The organism is Periweissella ghanensis, from assembly GCF_918814755.1.
Lineage (GTDB): Bacteria > Bacillota > Bacilli > Lactobacillales > Lactobacillaceae > Periweissella > Periweissella ghanensis.
In genome coordinates, this window is sequence record NZ_CAKKNT010000001.1 from 38,390 (window position 1) to 55,493 (window position 17,104).

At 41.8% G+C, this 17,104-nt stretch carries 20 protein-coding genes; 5 read left to right on the forward strand and 15 right to left on the reverse strand.

Annotated features, from left to right (window positions below; all coding sequences use genetic code 11):
• Positions 1 to 26 precede the first annotated feature (26 nt).
• The 5 genes from LQZ76_RS00190 to LQZ76_RS00210 form a co-directional block, all read right to left on the reverse strand.
• Positions 27 to 1,868 (reverse strand): acyltransferase family protein, encoded by a 1,842-nt coding sequence (locus LQZ76_RS00190; protein ID WP_230097757.1) that lies wholly within the window; start codon positions 1,866 to 1,868, stop codon positions 27 to 29.
• Positions 1,858 to 2,241, reverse strand: a complete 384-nt coding sequence (locus LQZ76_RS00195) for an MORN repeat-containing protein (RefSeq protein ID WP_230097758.1) — start codon at positions 2,239 to 2,241, stop codon at positions 1,858 to 1,860. The genes LQZ76_RS00190 and LQZ76_RS00195 overlap by 11 nt, the downstream gene beginning before the upstream one ends.
• 238 nt (positions 2,242 to 2,479) lie before the next feature.
• Positions 2,480 to 2,959, reverse strand: coding sequence for a YcjF family protein (locus tag LQZ76_RS00200; RefSeq protein WP_230097759.1), 480 nt, complete (start codon positions 2,957 to 2,959; stop codon positions 2,480 to 2,482).
• 81 nt (positions 2,960 to 3,040) lie between these two features.
• Positions 3,041 to 3,391, reverse strand: coding sequence for a PH domain-containing protein (locus LQZ76_RS00205; RefSeq protein ID WP_168721158.1), 351 nt, complete (start codon positions 3,389 to 3,391; stop codon positions 3,041 to 3,043).
• A 3-nt stretch (positions 3,392 to 3,394) separates the two neighbouring features.
• The gene (locus tag LQZ76_RS00210; RefSeq protein ID WP_230097760.1) at positions 3,395 to 3,769 is read right to left on the reverse strand and encodes a TetR/AcrR family transcriptional regulator; all 375 of its coding nucleotides are present in this window, start codon (positions 3,767 to 3,769) and stop codon (positions 3,395 to 3,397) included.
• 177 nt (positions 3,770 to 3,946) lie between these two features.
• Here LQZ76_RS00210 and LQZ76_RS00215 point away from each other — a divergent pair, with 177 nt between their 5' ends.
• Positions 3,947 to 4,252, forward strand: a complete 306-nt coding sequence (locus tag LQZ76_RS00215) for a hypothetical protein (protein WP_230097761.1) — start codon at positions 3,947 to 3,949, stop codon at positions 4,250 to 4,252.
• A gap of 19 nt (positions 4,253 to 4,271) precedes the next feature.
• On the opposite strand, the gene LQZ76_RS00220 is transcribed toward LQZ76_RS00215, so the two are convergent.
• Genes LQZ76_RS00220 through LQZ76_RS00230 form a run of 3 tightly spaced genes read right to left on the reverse strand, consistent with a single transcriptional unit; the run spans position 4,272 to position 6,186 of the window.
• The gene (locus tag LQZ76_RS00220) at positions 4,272 to 5,105 is read right to left on the reverse strand and encodes a DUF1129 domain-containing protein (protein WP_230097762.1); all 834 of its coding nucleotides are present in this window, start codon (positions 5,103 to 5,105) and stop codon (positions 4,272 to 4,274) included.
• Positions 5,106 to 5,147: 42 nt separating this feature from the next.
• On the reverse strand, positions 5,148 to 5,852 hold the full coding sequence (locus LQZ76_RS00225; protein WP_230097763.1) for a DUF1129 domain-containing protein: 705 nt from the start codon (positions 5,850 to 5,852) through the stop codon (positions 5,148 to 5,150).
• 4 nt (positions 5,853 to 5,856) lie between these two features.
• On the reverse strand, positions 5,857 to 6,186 hold the full coding sequence (locus tag LQZ76_RS00230; RefSeq protein ID WP_230097764.1) for a PadR family transcriptional regulator: 330 nt from the start codon (positions 6,184 to 6,186) through the stop codon (positions 5,857 to 5,859).
• Between the two features lie 143 nt (positions 6,187 to 6,329).
• Here LQZ76_RS00230 and LQZ76_RS00235 point away from each other — a divergent pair, with 143 nt between their 5' ends.
• Positions 6,330 to 6,821: a cupin domain-containing protein gene (locus LQZ76_RS00235; RefSeq protein ID WP_230097765.1), complete on the forward strand. Its 492-nt coding sequence runs from the start codon at positions 6,330 to 6,332 to the stop codon at positions 6,819 to 6,821.
• A gap of 265 nt (positions 6,822 to 7,086) precedes the next feature.
• Here LQZ76_RS00235 and LQZ76_RS00240 read toward each other — a convergent pair whose 3' ends face one another.
• The 5 genes from LQZ76_RS00240 to LQZ76_RS00260 form a co-directional block, all read right to left on the reverse strand.
• Complete coding sequence (locus LQZ76_RS00240) at positions 7,087 to 7,671, reverse strand: isochorismatase family protein (RefSeq protein ID WP_230097766.1); 585 nt, start codon at positions 7,669 to 7,671, stop codon at positions 7,087 to 7,089.
• A 120-nt stretch (positions 7,672 to 7,791) separates the two neighbouring features.
• Positions 7,792 to 8,439, reverse strand: a complete 648-nt coding sequence (locus tag LQZ76_RS00245) for an NAD(P)-dependent oxidoreductase (RefSeq protein ID WP_230097767.1) — start codon at positions 8,437 to 8,439, stop codon at positions 7,792 to 7,794.
• Between the two features lie 420 nt (positions 8,440 to 8,859).
• Complete coding sequence (locus LQZ76_RS00250; RefSeq protein WP_230097768.1) at positions 8,860 to 10,080, reverse strand: MFS transporter; 1,221 nt, start codon at positions 10,078 to 10,080, stop codon at positions 8,860 to 8,862.
• A 168-nt stretch (positions 10,081 to 10,248) separates the two neighbouring features.
• On the reverse strand, positions 10,249 to 11,364 hold the full coding sequence (locus tag LQZ76_RS00255; RefSeq protein WP_230097769.1) for an acyltransferase: 1,116 nt from the start codon (positions 11,362 to 11,364) through the stop codon (positions 10,249 to 10,251).
• A gap of 126 nt (positions 11,365 to 11,490) precedes the next feature.
• Entirely contained in the window at positions 11,491 to 12,756 is a 1,266-nt protein-coding gene (locus LQZ76_RS00260; protein WP_230097770.1) for an MFS transporter, read from the reverse strand.
• Positions 12,757 to 12,969: 213 nt separating this feature from the next.
• On the opposite strand from LQZ76_RS00260, the gene LQZ76_RS00265 reads away from it, so the two are divergent.
• A complete protein-coding gene (locus tag LQZ76_RS00265) occupies positions 12,970 to 13,929 on the forward strand; it encodes a cation:proton antiporter (RefSeq protein ID WP_230097771.1) in 960 nt (319 codons plus the stop codon).
• A gap of 52 nt (positions 13,930 to 13,981) precedes the next feature.
• On the opposite strand, the gene LQZ76_RS00270 is transcribed toward LQZ76_RS00265, so the two are convergent.
• Entirely contained in the window at positions 13,982 to 14,566 is a 585-nt protein-coding gene (locus tag LQZ76_RS00270; RefSeq protein ID WP_230097772.1) for a cadmium resistance transporter, read from the reverse strand.
• 14 nt (positions 14,567 to 14,580) lie between these two features.
• Positions 14,581 to 15,189 carry a phosphatase PAP2 family protein gene (locus LQZ76_RS00275; RefSeq protein ID WP_230097773.1) on the reverse strand — a complete coding sequence of 203 codons (609 nt, stop codon included), beginning with the start codon at positions 15,187 to 15,189 and terminating at the stop codon, positions 14,581 to 14,583.
• 237 nt (positions 15,190 to 15,426) lie between these two features.
• Here LQZ76_RS00275 and LQZ76_RS00280 point away from each other — a divergent pair, with 237 nt between their 5' ends.
• Both LQZ76_RS00280 and LQZ76_RS00285 read left to right on the forward strand, forming a co-directional pair.
• Entirely contained in the window at positions 15,427 to 16,272 is an 846-nt protein-coding gene (locus LQZ76_RS00280) for a sulfite exporter TauE/SafE family protein (RefSeq protein ID WP_230097774.1), read from the forward strand.
• Positions 16,272 to 16,646, forward strand: a complete 375-nt coding sequence (locus LQZ76_RS00285) for a DUF1634 domain-containing protein (protein ID WP_230097775.1) — start codon at positions 16,272 to 16,274, stop codon at positions 16,644 to 16,646. The genes LQZ76_RS00280 and LQZ76_RS00285 overlap by 1 nt, the downstream gene beginning before the upstream one ends.
• Positions 16,647 to 17,104 lie beyond the last annotated feature (458 nt).

Here is a 17,104-nt window from a genome sequence, read left to right on the forward strand (position 1 = left end):
TTCACTTCCCTTTTTAATTACTTATTTCACTTACCAGGTTTAGCTGGCTTGTCTTTAGCTTCTTTCAAGCCTTGGTTCATAACTTGCGCATAGAGGACATCCCCGGCGTGCCGGCCCGCAAAGTGGACCCCATCCGTACCTTGGAAAATCGCTGGATTCGCAGCCGCTGCTTTATCCCAATCAGCAATCGTAATAAAGTTGTATTTTTTAGCCAATTGCCGTTCCAAGACTGCTGATTTGGTTGAATTCCAACTTGCCGTGGCGTGTTGGTTATATGGCGTCATAAAGATCAATTTATGACCAGGTGCCAAATCATTAACGAGCTTGGTTGTTTGGACCGCGTAATCATCAAGCGCATTCGTCCCGATACAAATCACGACGTATTCACGTAAAATATGACTGCGTTGTTGGTTCATCATGACTTGGTAGGCCAAATTCATCGTCCGGTCACCTTCCGCGTCAATGCTACTATTAGCAACATGGGCCCCTAAGTACGTCCGCGTTCCCAACGTCACACTATCCCCAATAATTGAAACACCGGCGGGAATTCCTTTGACCGCCCCATCTTTACCTTTCGGTGCCACAGCCGCTAAAACAGCGTCATGGGTCGTCGTGATTTTATCGACATCTTGATAAATCCCCCCAACCCATAATGATTGTTCTAAACTAGACACTTGTGGCGCGCTCTTAACGACAGCCCCAAGATTAACTGTCAACACAGCGGCCACAATTAAGACCGGCCATTGAAGTTGTTGCCAAGTAAATGTTTGTCCAAAGGCATGGGCTTCTTTACCAGCAATTACGGGTTCTAAAATGTAGTATGAAATTGCTGATAAAATAATTGAAACAATCGTGGTCACAATTGCGGCCATCGTGTTCGGCATCATGTGTGAGAAAATCACATAAAGCGGCCAGTGATACAAGTAAACACTGTAACTAACATCGGCTAAGAAGGTCGCCCACCGTGGTTCATTAATGTTTGGCGTATGGTCATGCAATAACCGGGCCCCATAGATCATCGTTCCGGCAAGAACGGCCGCTAAAACCATCCCCCCTTGGTACGTCACAATACTGTCAAAGTTCATGACGTACCCTAAACTAATTAAGGGCATGAAACTCACCGCCATAATGCCCGCTGCAATTGGGGCATTTACTCGAGCGGTAACTCGTTTGTAAGCCGGAATATGATTTTTAATTCCCGTCATCACCCCGAGCACACACCCGATAAAGAATGGGAAACTGTGCGTCACACTTGAGAAGTAAACTGGTGAAAAGTCTTTTAAGCCGATTGCTCCAAGCGCCATTGTCATAAAACTTCCAATGGCTAAAATGGTGGCCACTGCGGCTAATAGACTCCGAAAGACGGCAACACTAGAGATATCCTGACTATACCGCCGACTAATTTTGGCAATAATGAAAGCGATAATCCCCCAGATAATATAGAAGTGCATTTCAACGGCCAATGACCATGTGTGAACGAATAAATGGGGAATAAATTTGTTTTCGTAACTCCCACTCGTCGCAATTTCAAAGTAATTGGTCGTAAAACTCAATGCCGCGGCAATTTGTTTACCAATTCCAGTCACAAAATCGTGATCGATTAGGTAAGTTAATGGCAACACGACTAAGACCGAAATAAATAGTGGGGGCACAATCCGATAAAATCGGCGTTTGTAAAAGGCCATTAATTTGAAATCATTAGCTTTAACAAATTCATCGACCATTAACGCCGTAATTAGGAAACCTGAAAATGTGAAGAACACATCCACCCCAATGAAGCCCCCGGTGAATTTGGTTTGGAAAAAGTGGTACGTTAATACTAAGATCAGTCCAGTTATGCGGACTAGGCTAAACCATTTAATGCGCATTTTTCAAAGTCCCATCTGCTAATATTTTTTGATCATATGTCTTATTGCCGACATGGAGTTTGACTTGGTCAACCAATTGGCCATTTTGGAAATCACTTTGCATTTGCCAACCTTTTGTGGCCGTAAAAGTCCCTAAGCCTTGAAAACGGCCGTCCGTAAAATTACCGACATATTGACCTTGACTTTGTACCGTTAACTTGCCCTGACCCGCAAATTTATGATTGATAACGGCCCCCGTATACACTAAATTGCCGTGATCGAGTTTCATCGTCGTATTCTGTGATTTAGCCGGTGTTAGACTAATAAAGCCTAGGACGACAATCCCGATGACAGTGCCAATTTCCGTCAGTAAACGTCCCTTTGATTTTTGCATTTACTACCCCTTTCATTCGTGCATTTTGTGTCGTTTCAGCGTGCTAACTTAGCAATATTATTAAAATAATTTCAATTTCGTGATTTAGTAAAATTCACTAAACTAGCATTGTAAACTACATTTTCAAAATAACCTTATCTTATCATAATTTAAGCTCGGCAACAATTTCAATTCCGCTAATATCAGCTTTAAAACACAAAAAACGGGCTGTCAAAATGACAACTCGTCCAATAATTGATTATTTTTGTTTCCGACTACGACCGGCTTGCCGGAAGTTAAAGGCTGCTAAGATGACATCCTTTAAATCACCTGGTGTATCTAATTCCCCATTTTCCAAGGCTTTAGCAACTGCCAAGCCCATCGAATTAGTAAAGGCATACGCGACCGTCCCATTAATGGCACCCCCAGTCACCGTTCCAATTCCGGGAATGAATTTAAATAAATTACCAACCACTGTCCGGGCAACCGTTGTCGTGGCTAAAGAACTCAAGATACCTTTAATCGCCCCTTCCGCAATTGAGCGATCATATAACCGATAGAGTTCAATAATCATCGCTGTTTGCCCAGGAATCAATAACGTGGCATCCGTAAAGGGAATTGGTGACACCGCGATGCCAGCTGCTGCCACGGCCGCGCCACGAATCGTTAACAATGCTTGTTGATTTTTAATGCCGTGTTTATTGTTAACCGGTGCGATTACATTTTTAATTTCTTGCATAATGTTCCCCCTTAATCCTTACTGTTAATTTTAACAAATATCCGAGTGCGACACCAACTGGGAGGCCTCGCGGATTAAGGTTTAATTGATGTACTCATTGATCGTGCGTACCAATTCTTCTGGCTGCTCCACACCCAAAACTAGCCGTGTAAATTCAGCATTCTTTAATTGAATTACCACTGGTTGGCTACTACTTTTAACATTAAAGAACGTTTTTTCACCATCTTTGTGAAATGTACCGGCCCAATAACCTGGTAAAGCGGTTCCCGGTGCCCTTAATCCTTTACTTTCGTGTAAAATACCAGCATCAATTGAGGCCCCGGCTACTTGTGCTAGCGGAAATTCAAGTTTATCTTTTAAAGCAGCTAGTTTGTTAACCCCTTGTGGCATAACAATTAAGGTTTGATTTTCAATTTTAACAACATTTTCCATGATTTATTCTCCTTTAGTAATAATACCGCTGTGTCTCAACAATGCATGGCCAATTTGGGCTTCAATATCAGGTGTTTGATTAGTGGCATACCACGTTTGAATCATTTGGGCCACTTTAGTGCTTTGTGGAGCTACTTCAAGCATAGCAATCAGTAACAAGCCCCACTTCAATTGGGTATCCTCCTCATGTAAACTTAACTCAAACGCGGCGATAAACATCCCTAATTTGCTGCCAAAAGTACTGTATAGACTACCACGTAAGAGCCCGGTTGCCTTAACAATATCATCAAGCGATGTCCCATTATAACCATTCTTAATAAACAACCAGCCAATATCATGTAACACGACTGTTGGATCAAATTTTCTATTTCTTCCCATGCCCATATTGTGATTATTTTTGACCGAATAGTCAAGAATAATTTCTTGAAAATTTTCAAGCTTTGAGAATGTCTTTTTTGGGTAACAATGTTTATTATAGTTCTTAAAAGTAATTCAATTATTAGGTCCTTATATATTGCTCATAACATGCTCACTAGCGGCAAAGGAGGCGCCACAATGAACCAAGTTACGTTTATCATTATTGCAATTATCTTAATCTTACTCGAAGAATTTGTCCTCGCTAATAATCGCTATTTCTGGCTTGGGGCGATTTTGCCTGTTCTCACAATCCTAGGCTTGGTTCTAATTTGGCACAACACCGCCATTCACACATGGTATGATTACGTCATGTTGCCCCTGTGCCTACTTTTCATCATCTATGCGTGGGGCTATGGGCGCAGCTTTTATCATAAACGTAAGAACCGTAAACTTCGGGCCCTGCAAATCCACAACCAATACCAACAAAAAACCGGTCTACGCTAATGCGCAGATCGGTTTTTAATCACTTATTTTTACGGTGCCACCAGAGTCGCACCAAATTGCCGATAATCAAGATCAGCAACAATCCGACCAAGAGGAACCCCCCAGGAACGTGCCGATTTTGATTAGCTAAATACAGCTGTTCAACGGCGGGAATCCGTAACACGAGCCCCGCAATCCCACATAGCATACTAATAAGATAAGTTGAGAAGAATGGCTTTTTTCCTCGAATACTCAAAAACCAAAGTGTCATTATCGTCATCAACACCACAATCACACTGGCACCCGTCACCCCGGCCATCGCAAATTGCCACGGAGTGTGCACCCACATAATAGCCACGGCGGGAACCATAAATACGAGTAACACCACCCCAGGCCATAACCAACGCCCTAATTTGGGGGCCTTAGCATTTGTTTGATAAATCGTGTGGGCAATGTATTTGAACGTTCCTAAAATAACAATTAAAACGTAACCAACAAGGATGAGCAATTGGCCCAAATCAAAGGTGGCCGTTGGGGCAACTAATAATGGTAAGAAAGTAACAAATAACAATACCGTTACGACAATCCCGGCAACTTTTAAAATTTCGCGCGTTGAAATTGGTGTCGCCGCTAATAACTCATCGGCGACTTGCTTAGGTTTTTTACCAAAATATTGGGCCGCATTCGTCCCCTCATCTTGAGCATCGAGGATATCATTAAGAATTTCTAGTAACATCGTTTCAATCTTAAATTCTGAACGTAGTAAACTCGCCAAGCGCATATAAACTAAAAAATCACTATAAAACTGCTCATTTTCAGGATTTAATAACTGCCGTAGTTCATTATTTTTTTCAATTAATTCACTGGTTCTCATCGGTTTGTTCTCCTTTAATTAAAATAAACCTTCCGTTAACATTTACAAGCGCATTAAAATACCAAAAATACCAAAACCAAGGCCCGTTAAATAAATTGGCCAGCTTTCTGATTTATCAATTTTAAAGTACCACATCGTGAGTGTTAGTAAAACCAAACCAATGATGGTAATACTTGGCCAGCCATTAAATATAAACCGCCATGGCGTCTTTAAGTAAAATAATCCCCAAACCGGTAGTCCGACCACCACGAAGGCACTTAATTGTAATAACAATTGCAAAAATTTATTCGTAATTTTTTGTTTAGCTTGATAAAACATTGTCGCTAAGTACTTAATACCTATGATAATTAGGCCAATTATGTAGACCGCTATCAATAAAAATTGGCCAACATCGAGAGTTGCTCTCGGATTAAGCAACGATGGTAAGAAAGCCAATGCTAGTAAATTCCCCACCACTAGGGCAATTAATTTAATAATTTCTCGCCATGACATTGGTTCAACCTTTAATAACTCATCAGCCACTTGCATCGGATTTTTACCAAAATATTGCGCTGCACTGATTCCTTCATCTTGGGCATCGAGGATATCATTAAGAATTTCGAGTAACAGCGTTTCACTTTTAAACTCGTTTTGTTTAAATGATTTTAATCGCATATAAACTAAAAAATCACTGTAAAACTGTTCATTTTCAGGATTTAATAACTGACGTAATTCATTATTTTTTTCAATTAATTCACTAGTTCTCATGGTATTATTCTCCCTTCACAACGCCATCGACAATCCCAACTAATTCGTGCCATTCACTAATAAATTTCGTTTTCTCGGCTAACCCAGCCGCAGTAATATAGTAATATTTGCGATCACGACCACTTGCAGCCGTGTGCATTTCGGTTGATAGCAACCCTTTATTGGTCATACTAGTTAATAATGGATAAATCGTACCTTTGGGAATTGCTAGCAAACCATAGTCATTCATCGCTTTGGTAATCCCATAGCCATAGTTGGGTTCTTTAGCTAAAATGACGAGCATAATTCCTTGGAGCACCCCTTTTAACAATTGACTTGAAACATTTTCTGCCATGTCATCCTCCTGCTATGGTATGTAATACATACTACTACACAAACCAATAGTATGCAATACATACCATTAAGAAAACATTAAGAAAAATTTGACAGCCGCTAGGATTATTGAAATAATTTAATTATTAACTTAAAGGAGATTATATGATGCTTCCAAAAGAATATTGGATTGAAAAACTCGGCTTAATCCCCCATCCTGAAGGTGGTTACTACAAAGAATTACCGGCCGCAAACGTTTGGTTAGCTGAGCAAGACCGCCCATTATACACAAATATTTACTTTTTACTCACCGCTGATAGCCCTTCGCATTTACATGCTTTAACGGCTGATGAAGTTTGGTACTTCCACTATGGCTCATCACTGCAAGTCCATGAAATTTTACCAGATGGTGCCTACCAAAAAACCACGGTGGGCTTAGATTTAGCCGCTGGTGATGTCTTACAGTACACGGTTAATCATGGGCACATTTTTGGCTCATCGGTTGCCGCTGGTGATGATTATGCGCTAGTTAGTTGCATGGTCGCTCCTGGCTTCACGTTTGCTGATTTCAAACTATTTAGCCAAGCTGAATTACACGCGCGCTTCCCACAACATCACGAACTCATTAATGAACTCGCGGTTGAAAAGGTTGACTAACTTATTTGCACACTAAAAAAACCGTCGAGCATGTTGCTCGACGGTTTTAATTTAGCAATATTTGTGTTGGTGAAGCCTAGGCAGTAGAGCCAAGACGTGCTCAAATGACCAGACAATTCCGCCTAAGTCAGCAGAGCCAAGACGTGCTCAAAGCCGCAAGCTGTTCTAGGCAGCTGAGCCAAGACGTGCTCGAATGACCAGACAATTCCGCCTAAGTCAGCTGAGCCTAAACGTGCTCAAAGCCGCAAGCACGGCTTTTCGCACTCTATTTTACCGCTGCCAATACTTCCGCCACCGTCCGGCTCTTACCCAAACGAGGGAAGATCACTTCCGTCACGAATTCGTGGGCGCGTAAGCTTAAGTCCGTCATGGCTTCAGGTACAAAGACCACGTTGTAACCAGCTTGAGCGGCTTCACGGGCTGTGGTATCAACCCCAATTGATGAGGCAATCCCCGTCAAGACAACTGTATCGATACCGCGACGACGCAATTGTGTATCTAAATCAGTGCCGTGGAAAGCTCCCCAGTTGTGCTTGTCAACAATCACAACATCAGCATCTTGGTTATCCTTAACATCAAGGGCCAATTCAGCAAAGCTTTCATCAGTTGGCTTAGCAGCCGCATGTGGTGCATCCGTCAATGGGTTGAAGCCTTCACGACCAGTGTTACGCACCCGAACTAACACAACGGTTGCCCCAGCTGCAGCAAAAGCGTCCGCCAATTCGTTGTTCCGAGCTACTAAAGTTTGACCATCGATTGGTGCGATATTATCATAACCCACGATTCCTTTTTGAACGTCAACAACAACCAACGCTGTTTTTGCTAAATCTAAGTTTAATGCTTGTGTCATAATTAAGTCTCCTTTGAAATTCTGACTTAATTATAACCATGAAACAAAATTCTGCGGTATTATCTAGCTCAAATGTAAGAAATTCATAATAAATAACATTACTTTTTTGAGTAGCCAATTTTAACCATTCGCAACCGTCAACCGCCCCCGCGTTGTCGTTGGTTGTTCAAGTTCTGCTAAAATTGCCACCGCCATCGTACCTGAAGTTGTAACTGATTCACCATTGGCATTAAAAAGCACGTCCTCAGTTCCATAGAGTGGTTTATCACTCGCTGGCCCTGCGGTGAACAATTGGGCGGGAGAGAACCCTACCCAGTTAACGTTATCAACTGATCGTAATAAGTCTAACTCGACCAATTGGGCTTGTGGTACGGCCCGCCATGGTAAAGTACTTTCATCAGCTAAAATTTCGTCAACCACCAAATGATCACCGTGCTTTAAACTACCGGCCCCCAAGATAAAGGCTACTCGTGGCATGTCCTCCCCCCGAAGTTCATGCACTAAGTGTGCCGCTAAATCAATGTGTAAATATGCGGTTGTTGGCGCTGTCGCAAACGCATCAATCACGACATCATACGCCACCAACTGGTCCTTCGTTAACGTAAACGCATCTTGGGCTAGCACTTCAATGCCAGCATTATCATGTGCTAATTGTGCTAACTTGTCTTGATTGCGTCCGTTAGCAACCACAGTATGCCCATGTTCGTGAGCTAATTTAGTAAGTGCGCTTCCGGCCATGCCAGTTGCGCCAATAATCAAAATTTTCATAAGTGTGCCCCCTAATTTAATTAAAATCCCCTTTAGTACACTACAAATATAACGATTCGCTTACTAAATGTCAACGTTCGTGGTAAACGTTTAACAAGTCCTATTATAACCTAAAAAATTTAATAAAGCACAAATAAAGACTCAGTATTTTTAATAATTTAATTTTAAAATTAAAAAGGCTTGGATTAAATAAAAATCCAAGCCTTTTGCCTAAAATTTAAAAAATTAGGCACTCTCTTATGCGTCAAGTTGGTTTTTAAAACCTTCTAATCAATGCGCTCTCTCACAATCGCAGTGACGCTTACCTTTACTTTAGCAGAATTCTTGATGGTTACGGTAATTATTAAGAAAATGCCGCAGAACTTAATAAAAGTAACCGTTTGCAAAAAATAAGTTGCCTACAACGGCGGTTTTAACTAATTATTTTCGTAAACTCACTAAATGACTGCGCATACAGAATAACACCACTAGATTAATTAATAGTAGCACTGCTGTCACCGCAAAAATTTCCTGATAACTAAAAATCCCCGAAATCAGCGCCCCAAGCATTGGTCCCACGACCCCACCGATTGCTTGGGCAGATTGATTAAAACTAAAAATCCGGCCAAAAACCTCACGCGGCACACTAACGGTTAAAGCAGTTTGCACGGCTGGTAACATTGCTGCACTGGCCATCCCCAGTAATAACCGCCATAGCGCTAATGTCCATGGATTAGTCACAAAATACATCGGAATGAAGAACAAGGTTGCCAAGATCAATCCACCAAATAAGATCTTACCGGCCCCAATTGTATCCATTTTATGGCCAATTTTACGGGCCACTAAAATCGCTCCAAACCCTGGCATCGCGGCCACAATCCCACTAACTAATGAGATATCGCCATGCCCGTGCATTAATTCGGCAACAAATAACGAAATAATTGGTCCCACGGACATGAGGGCGGTTTCCACCACCAACGTTGTCAACAAAAGGACCCAAATCAACTTGGTGTCACCCAAACTATGCCAAAAATCAGCCCCGTGCTTAATATTTTTAGCGGGAATTGGCGTAAAGTGTTCATCGGCTTTAAACCACGTCGCGATAAACACAATTGCCATGATCACCCCGGTGACAATAAATGGAATGCGGTAGCCAAAATAATTGGCCAAAACACCGCCAAAGAGTGGTCCTAGCAACGAGCCACTCACACTGGCGGTCATCATGTTAGTCATAACAACCCCGGATTCGCTTTTCTTCGTTTCACCAGCCATCAGCGCCGTGGCGTTATTAATGTAGCCCGAAAATAACCCTTGCACGAGCCGCAGTAAAATCACGAGCCAAACGTTACTAACTAAGCCGGTTAGTAAAATCGTTACCGTCATGACCCCTGAGGCCCGCAGACACATCAACTTCCGCCCTTTACGGTCGGCTAAGCTCCCCCAATACGGCGAAATCACCGCTTGGGCCAAATACGTAATCGCAAAGGCAATCCCCGAATACAAGTTCAATTCAAAGCGATTAAAGTTACCTAAACTGCCAGTGAATAATGATAAAAATGGCATCGTCATTGAAAACCCAAAGCCAGTCATAAAACATCCAAACCACATCGTATAAAATGTTGCACGCCATTGTTTGGAATTATAATCAGGTTCAGCGGCCATATTAATTAAACCTCTTACTTTCTTAATCGATGTAGCTTAAATTAGCATGTCAGCATTAAATAAATTACGGTTAACAATTCTTCTTTATATTATCTTAATATTTTTGTAATAATGCAAGTTTGGGCTTTGGAAATAAAAAAAGATGCCCATATTGGACATCCGCATAATTCACTGACTTACTTTTACTGGTTTACGCCATAACATTTGGGGCATCCCTAAGACGCGGTAAAGATATGGCCAGATGAAATTCGTAACGGCTTCAGCAATAAGCGTTAAGGCTAAACTAAGGCCAAACACCACGATCCCAATCACTAAGGCATACGGAATGGTCGCTTTACCACTCCCCAAAAGATGAATGAAAAATGGGTAGATATACATATCAACAACAAACGACATTAAGTAAATTGGTAACGTATATTTACTCAACCAACTAACCCATTTAGTTGGGCGGTTGGCTAGCGCATTAATTAACATAAATAACGCAAGTGATTGGACCATTACTAGTAATGATGGATAATTACCTTCTGCCCCACCAACAAATGGCGCACGGCGCAGCATATTGATGCCAATGCCAGCCACCGTCGTTAAAATTTCAACACTCAACAACCACTGCCAATTAATTTTAATGGGGAACTTCCGTAAGTAGGCCCCAATTAAATAGTAAACATATGGATATAGTTGGTAAATTACATGATAATTAATCGGGAAATTAATGCCAAACCCCGTTGATAGTGGTGTTGGTAACCCAACGGCCAACATCAAGACGCCAATCAACGCTAATAACCAATATTTATTCGCTTCATTAAAGCGCGCAATGAGCAAATTAATGAACGGAATCAACAAGTATAGCGTAGCATAAATTTTGACATACCAGGCATAGCCAATTAATTGGTACGTCCGAATACCATCCCAAATTTGGTGGACCGCTAAGGTTTGGTGCTTGATGGCGACTAAAATAACATAAGTCAACAAGCTACACATTAAGTATAGTAATAAAACTTTCCCGAGCTTAATGTAGTAATCATAGCTGAACTTCTTATTCAACATCAAATATCCGGTACACATAAAAAATAAGGGCACACTCGTAATAAATAATTCATAATCCGTCGCCATAAATAAAGCGACGAACCGACCAAACGTATTGGCAGGAATGGTATATTGGACATTCAAGCGAAAATGAACAAGTAAAACTGAAAAACACGCGACGACCTTGATGTAATCAATGCCGGCAAAATGCGGCGGTTGGAGCTTATGTAAATTAGGCATATTTCCATTTTCTTTCATTTAATTAATAATTAATTAATTTATTTTACTAGCCATTAATTATAAGTCAATTAGTTATCCTAAAAAAGAACCCGCTCGTAAGCAAGTTCTTTCATTTAATATCGTATTTAATTTTTAAATGCAGATTTACGACTTTAACGCCATTTTGCCAACGGCTTGACTGGCCTTTTGATTGGCTTGGTTACTACTAATCAAAGCTTGGCGTTGGATAAAAATAATTCCTAAATTTACCGCCAATAACAAGGCCGTAGCGACAAAGACAAATGCATAGCCAAGGGCCCCAGAAATCCCGGCGCCTAGTAATGGTCCCACAACGCCACCGATTGATTGAAAACCTTGGTTGTAACTAAAGATGCGCCCAAATGATTCGCGTGGCACATCAAGAGTCAAGATTGTTTGCACCGCGGGCAATAACCCGGCATTGGCCATCCCCAAAACAAAGCGCCAACTAGCTAAGCTCCACGGTGAACTGACAAAAATCATCGGTACAAATGACAGGATTGCTAAAATCAATCCCCCAACCAGAATTTTTTCGGGGCCAATTTTATCCATTTTACGCCCAAGATAGCCAGCAACTAACAACGTCCCGAAACCTGGCATCGCTGCCACAACCCCACTAACTAGCGAAACGTTACCATGGCCGTGCATTAATTGATTAACAAACAACGCAATAATGGGACTAATTGACATTAAAGCTGATTGAACGATCATCGTGGTCGCAAACATCGTAAAGATTAAGTTTGGTTGCTTAATTTCGTGCATTAATTCCTTAAAGGGCTTCATCGCTTGCTTTTCAATGGGCGTAAAGTGTTCTTTAACGTTGACAATCGTCAAAACAAACGCGACGGCCATCAAAATCCCCGTCACAAAAAATGGCACGCGATACCCGAATAAATCGGCTAAGGCACCGCCAAATAAGGGGCCGAGTAAATTACCAGACACATTGGCCGTCATCATTTTGGCCATGACTGATCCCGAATGATGGCGCCCCGTTTCCCCCGCCATCAAAGCTGTGGCATTGTTGATATACCCGGAAAATAACCCTTGCAGCGTCCGTAAAATAATTACCATCCAGACACTGGTGGCTAAGCCGGTCGCAAAAATAGTAAACGCCATCACACCTGATGCCCGTAAACACATCAACTTACGACCTTTTAAATCGGCTAAATTACCCCACAACGGTGAAATAATTGCTTGGGCTAAGAATGTAATTGAGAATGCGATACCCGCATACAAATTCAATTCAAAGCGACTGAATTGGCCTAAAGTACCAATAAATAATGGTAAAAATGGCATCGTCATTGAAAAACCCATCCCGGTGATAAAACACCCGAGCCAACAGGTTATAAAGGTGCGATGCCAACCCTTGGAGTTCTCTGGATCTCCTTGCATGTGAAATTCCTCCTAAATTTTATTAACGGATAACACTATACCCCATTTATGCAATTATAATCATCAATTTATTGATTTTCATTACACTTTCCAACGCGCACTTTTTATGTTATGCTTCCCTTAATATATTTATCGGTTGAAGTGATCTTCAAGAATTAACTAGTCGGGGAGCTAGTTGGTACTTGGCGATCACTTTTTTATTTGGAGGAATTTATGTTCGCAATTTTTTGTTTAGTTATCGCCGCCTTAATTGGTGGTTGGTTAGTCACTAAGGTTAACTTACCGGCCGTAATTGGCCAGATGTTAGCTGGTTTATTATTAGGCCCCAGCCTATTGAATCTTAGCTTGCCCATGGATTGGCTCCATTTAGCCAGTGAATTAGGCGTCTGGTTGCTAATGTATGAAGCGGGCCTCGCAGTTGATGCCGCAGCTTTAAAAGCCAATTTTAGCATTGCTAATCGGGTGGCGTGGCTCGGCGCATTTGTTCCCTTTGGGGTCTTTTGGGCGATTGAATTGTGGTTGCATCAAACATTATTAATCGCTAGCTTTAGTGGCTTAGTCTTTGCGGCCACATCAATTTCAATCACACTCGCGGTGTTAGGCACCCATCACCAACTCGGTTCACGCATCGGAAGTATTATTTTAGGAGCTGCGATTATTGATGATATGATCGCCATTCTTGGTTTAACCGCTGTCACCTTCGTAACCAGTGGCGCTGGGGTCAATTTAACCAACTTCTTACCATTAATTTGGTTTATCCTAGGCTTTATTAGTCGCCGCGTTACCCGTTTAGCCACGATTAATCACCACCTTATTACCGCGGCTACTTGGACAGTCATTCCGCTCTTTTTTGCCGGTATTGGGGCCCAAATTAACGTGGCAACTTTAATACCAATGTTTGGCCCGCTAATAATTTGGACCCTTATTGCGGTGGCCACCAAGATGTTAGGCGCTTATATCGCCAGCAAATGGAGTGGCTTATCAAATTTAACGGCCGCGGCAATTGGTAGTGGAATGGTGGCGCGCGGTGAAATGGCGCTAGTCATCTTAACGGCCGGCTTGGCCAGTCAGTTAATCACCACCAGCCAGTTTACATTTTATACCGCTGTTGTAACCTTAACGACGGTCTTGGCCCCCTTGATTATGGAACCACTATTTAAACGCTTACGTTAAAATAAAAAGGCCGGAAGAAAATTCTTCCAGCCTTTTTACTTTAAGCACTAATTTAAGCTATATTAAATAGTAATAAGATCCCGAGTCCGATAAAAATTACGGGAACTAATTTATCCGTATATTGTGCCAGTACCCATTTAATCGGTGGTATGCGGGCAATTAAAATTGACAGTCCAATCCAGCCAAGTGTTAGCGGGATAAATAAGAGTATCATTACCGCCGCGCGGATTGGCGTTGTATGTTGTAACACCGGAATATAGACGGCTAAGTTATCGCCGCCACCCGCTAACGTTAACCCTAGGATTGCCAGGACATTTTGCCACGACTTGGTTTGAACCGGGATCGTTTGCTCATCCCCAGGTGTGTTACGTAGATTAGTAATGAGCATTTTTAAACCAATTAAGATTGGTAAAATCCCTAACCACCGGGTCAGACTAGGTGCAAATTGGCTTAAACCAATACTAACGAGCCAACTAACTGCCCCAATCACTAGTATACCGGCCACTTGGCCATACATTACCTCGCGTACCCGCAAGCGCCGATTAATAATTTCTTCATTTAATAGTAGTAAAACTACCATGTCATCTAAATTGGTGCTAATAAAAAGCCCTACCGTTACGGCTAGCAACTGGAACATGGCCACCTCTCCATTTATTTAATAATATGTAACCATCGCTGATTAATATACCATAAAAGGTTTGTCCAGAGATATGCTAATGTTGCGCCGCCAAGGACATCGCTTGGATAGTGGTTACGCAAGTACACGCGTGAGGCGGCCACGGTAATGACCCAAACTAAACCAAGAATTTGAAAGACGCGGTATTTAGAGCTATGGGTTTTAAATAATGCTAAAAACATCAAAACACAAATGGCCGCTGTCATTGTATGAATACTAGGAAATGAATACCCCGTATCCAAAACTAATTGATGTAGTGGCCGGTGGCGCCCGACCAAGATTTTAATTACGGTGGCAATAATCACCGCCCCATCAAGCCATAACCCCATATATAAGGCATAGGCCTGTTTTTTAGCGCTAAAAAACAGATAGAGCATTATTAAGTTTAACATCACCAGCCAAATTGCCGGTTCTGACATGTAAGTAATTTCGAGCATCCATGGCGTATTGGGACTTAGTAAAGCCCCATGATCAAGGCTAAAGCCCCAGTTATCAATCCCCGTCGCATGGTGCGTTACTACCAAGAGCATTAACACGATAAAGATGAATGCACTAATGCCAATTTTTATTTTTGTTTTTTGCATAACAACCTCAAATCTAAAAAAGTTCAATAAAAGAACTTTACCAAACATTTACTTGATATTCCATTAAATGAACTTTAAAACCCCGAATTTAGTCAATCTTGAACCTTTTATTAGGCTTTTTGCATTATTTAATAATTTCATAAACTCACCGCGTTAATCCGTCTTTCGCTAGTACTTCGCGTAGCCCTCCCGTATACTTAACAACGTTTGTGAATTCAGTATCAAAGGAGATTGCTTATGTTATTACAAGCTTTGCTCATGCTAATTGTCGGGGTGGTCGCTGGTTTTGCGGGCGCCATTTTGGGCCTTGGGGGCGGAATTATCGTGACCCCGGTGCTAACGTTAGTAATGGGGATGGATATTAAATACGCGATTGGGGCCAGTATTATCGCCGTCATTGCCACGAGTTCTGGGGCCACCATCGCCTTTTTAAAGGATGACGTTTTAAACATCCGTGTCGCTATGTTATTAGAAATTTTTACGACGATTGGCGCTTTAACCGGGGCCATTTTGGCCGGGATATTCAATGCAACGGTCTTATTTCTATTATTTGGTTGTCTCCTAGTCTTCCAATCTTGGAATATGTACCGTAAATTACGCGGCACCGCAAGTGAAGTTCCTTCAACCGCCCATGATCCGCTGGCGGCTAAGTTACGGTTGAATAGTTCTTACTATGATAAGCAGCTCAAACAACAAGTTGATTACCAAGTCGAAAAAATTCCCGGCGGGGCTTTAATTATGTTTGGGGCTGGGTTAGCGTCTGGCTTACTTGGGATTGGTTCGGGATCATTTAAAGTCATGGCCATGGATGGCATGATGAAAATGCCCCTCAAACCATCCAGTTCAACGAGTAATTTGATGATGGGCGTGACCGCTACGGCCAGTGCCACCGTTTATTTCTTTAACGGCTCGATCAATCCCGTAATTGCCGTGCCGATTGCCTTAGGGATTTTAGGTGGTTCAACCGTGGGTTCACGCGTGATGCAACTCCTCCCTGCCCGCGTGTTGCGGATGATTTTCATCCCCGTCTTGTTAATTATTGGTGTGCAATTAATCTTGAAAGGTTTGGGGGTTAACATCTAATGCCACATGAAAACGATACTTTAAAAGCCGAATTAAACCAAATTGAGCGCACTATTGGAAAAGTTTTACGGGTCGGCGTTGGGCTTGCTGGTTTAGTGATGCTAATTGGCCTCGTACTCTTAATTATTACTGGCAAATCAGGCTACCCAGCCGACACTTGGCCAACTAGCTTTAGTAGCATTCTCACGGGGATGACCCAATTGAAACCAGTCGCGATTATGATGTTTGGCCTGTTTTTATTAATTTTGACGCCTGCTTTACGCGTGATCGTGTCAATTTTTGCCTTCATTAAAGAAGCCGATTATATTTATGTCGCCATTACGGTACTCGTATTATTAATCCTAATTTTCGCTATTTTTGTGGGTCATAGTTAATTAATTTTGATTATCAAGCAGATTATTAGGTATATATAGAATAAGTGCTATTATATGTTGTAGGGAAGGTAGTAGTCATCCCAAGCTATGACTTCCTAACTAGTTTTTACCCCAATTTACACTAGTTCATCATACGTCTGTCGAGCATGTAGGCTTTTGCTACATGCTCTTTTTTTTTGAGAGTGCAAACCAAGCCGGTAAGCAGCGAGCACTACTGCCGCATAGCAAAAGATACGGGCTTAGTATCTTAGCTATGTGACGGTAGGCACAGGTGCTTGGTTTGGTTTGCACGTTTTAGCTAGCTAACTAGCAATAACTTGGGTTTTGAGTTAGTAATTTGTTTCGTATATGCTTAGGGCTTGCAACTGGGTGCACGTTTAGCCTCACTTGCCTACTAGCGCAACTAATTAACCGTTTTCATAAATTTAAGTAATTTTGATACAAAACTAATAAATTTC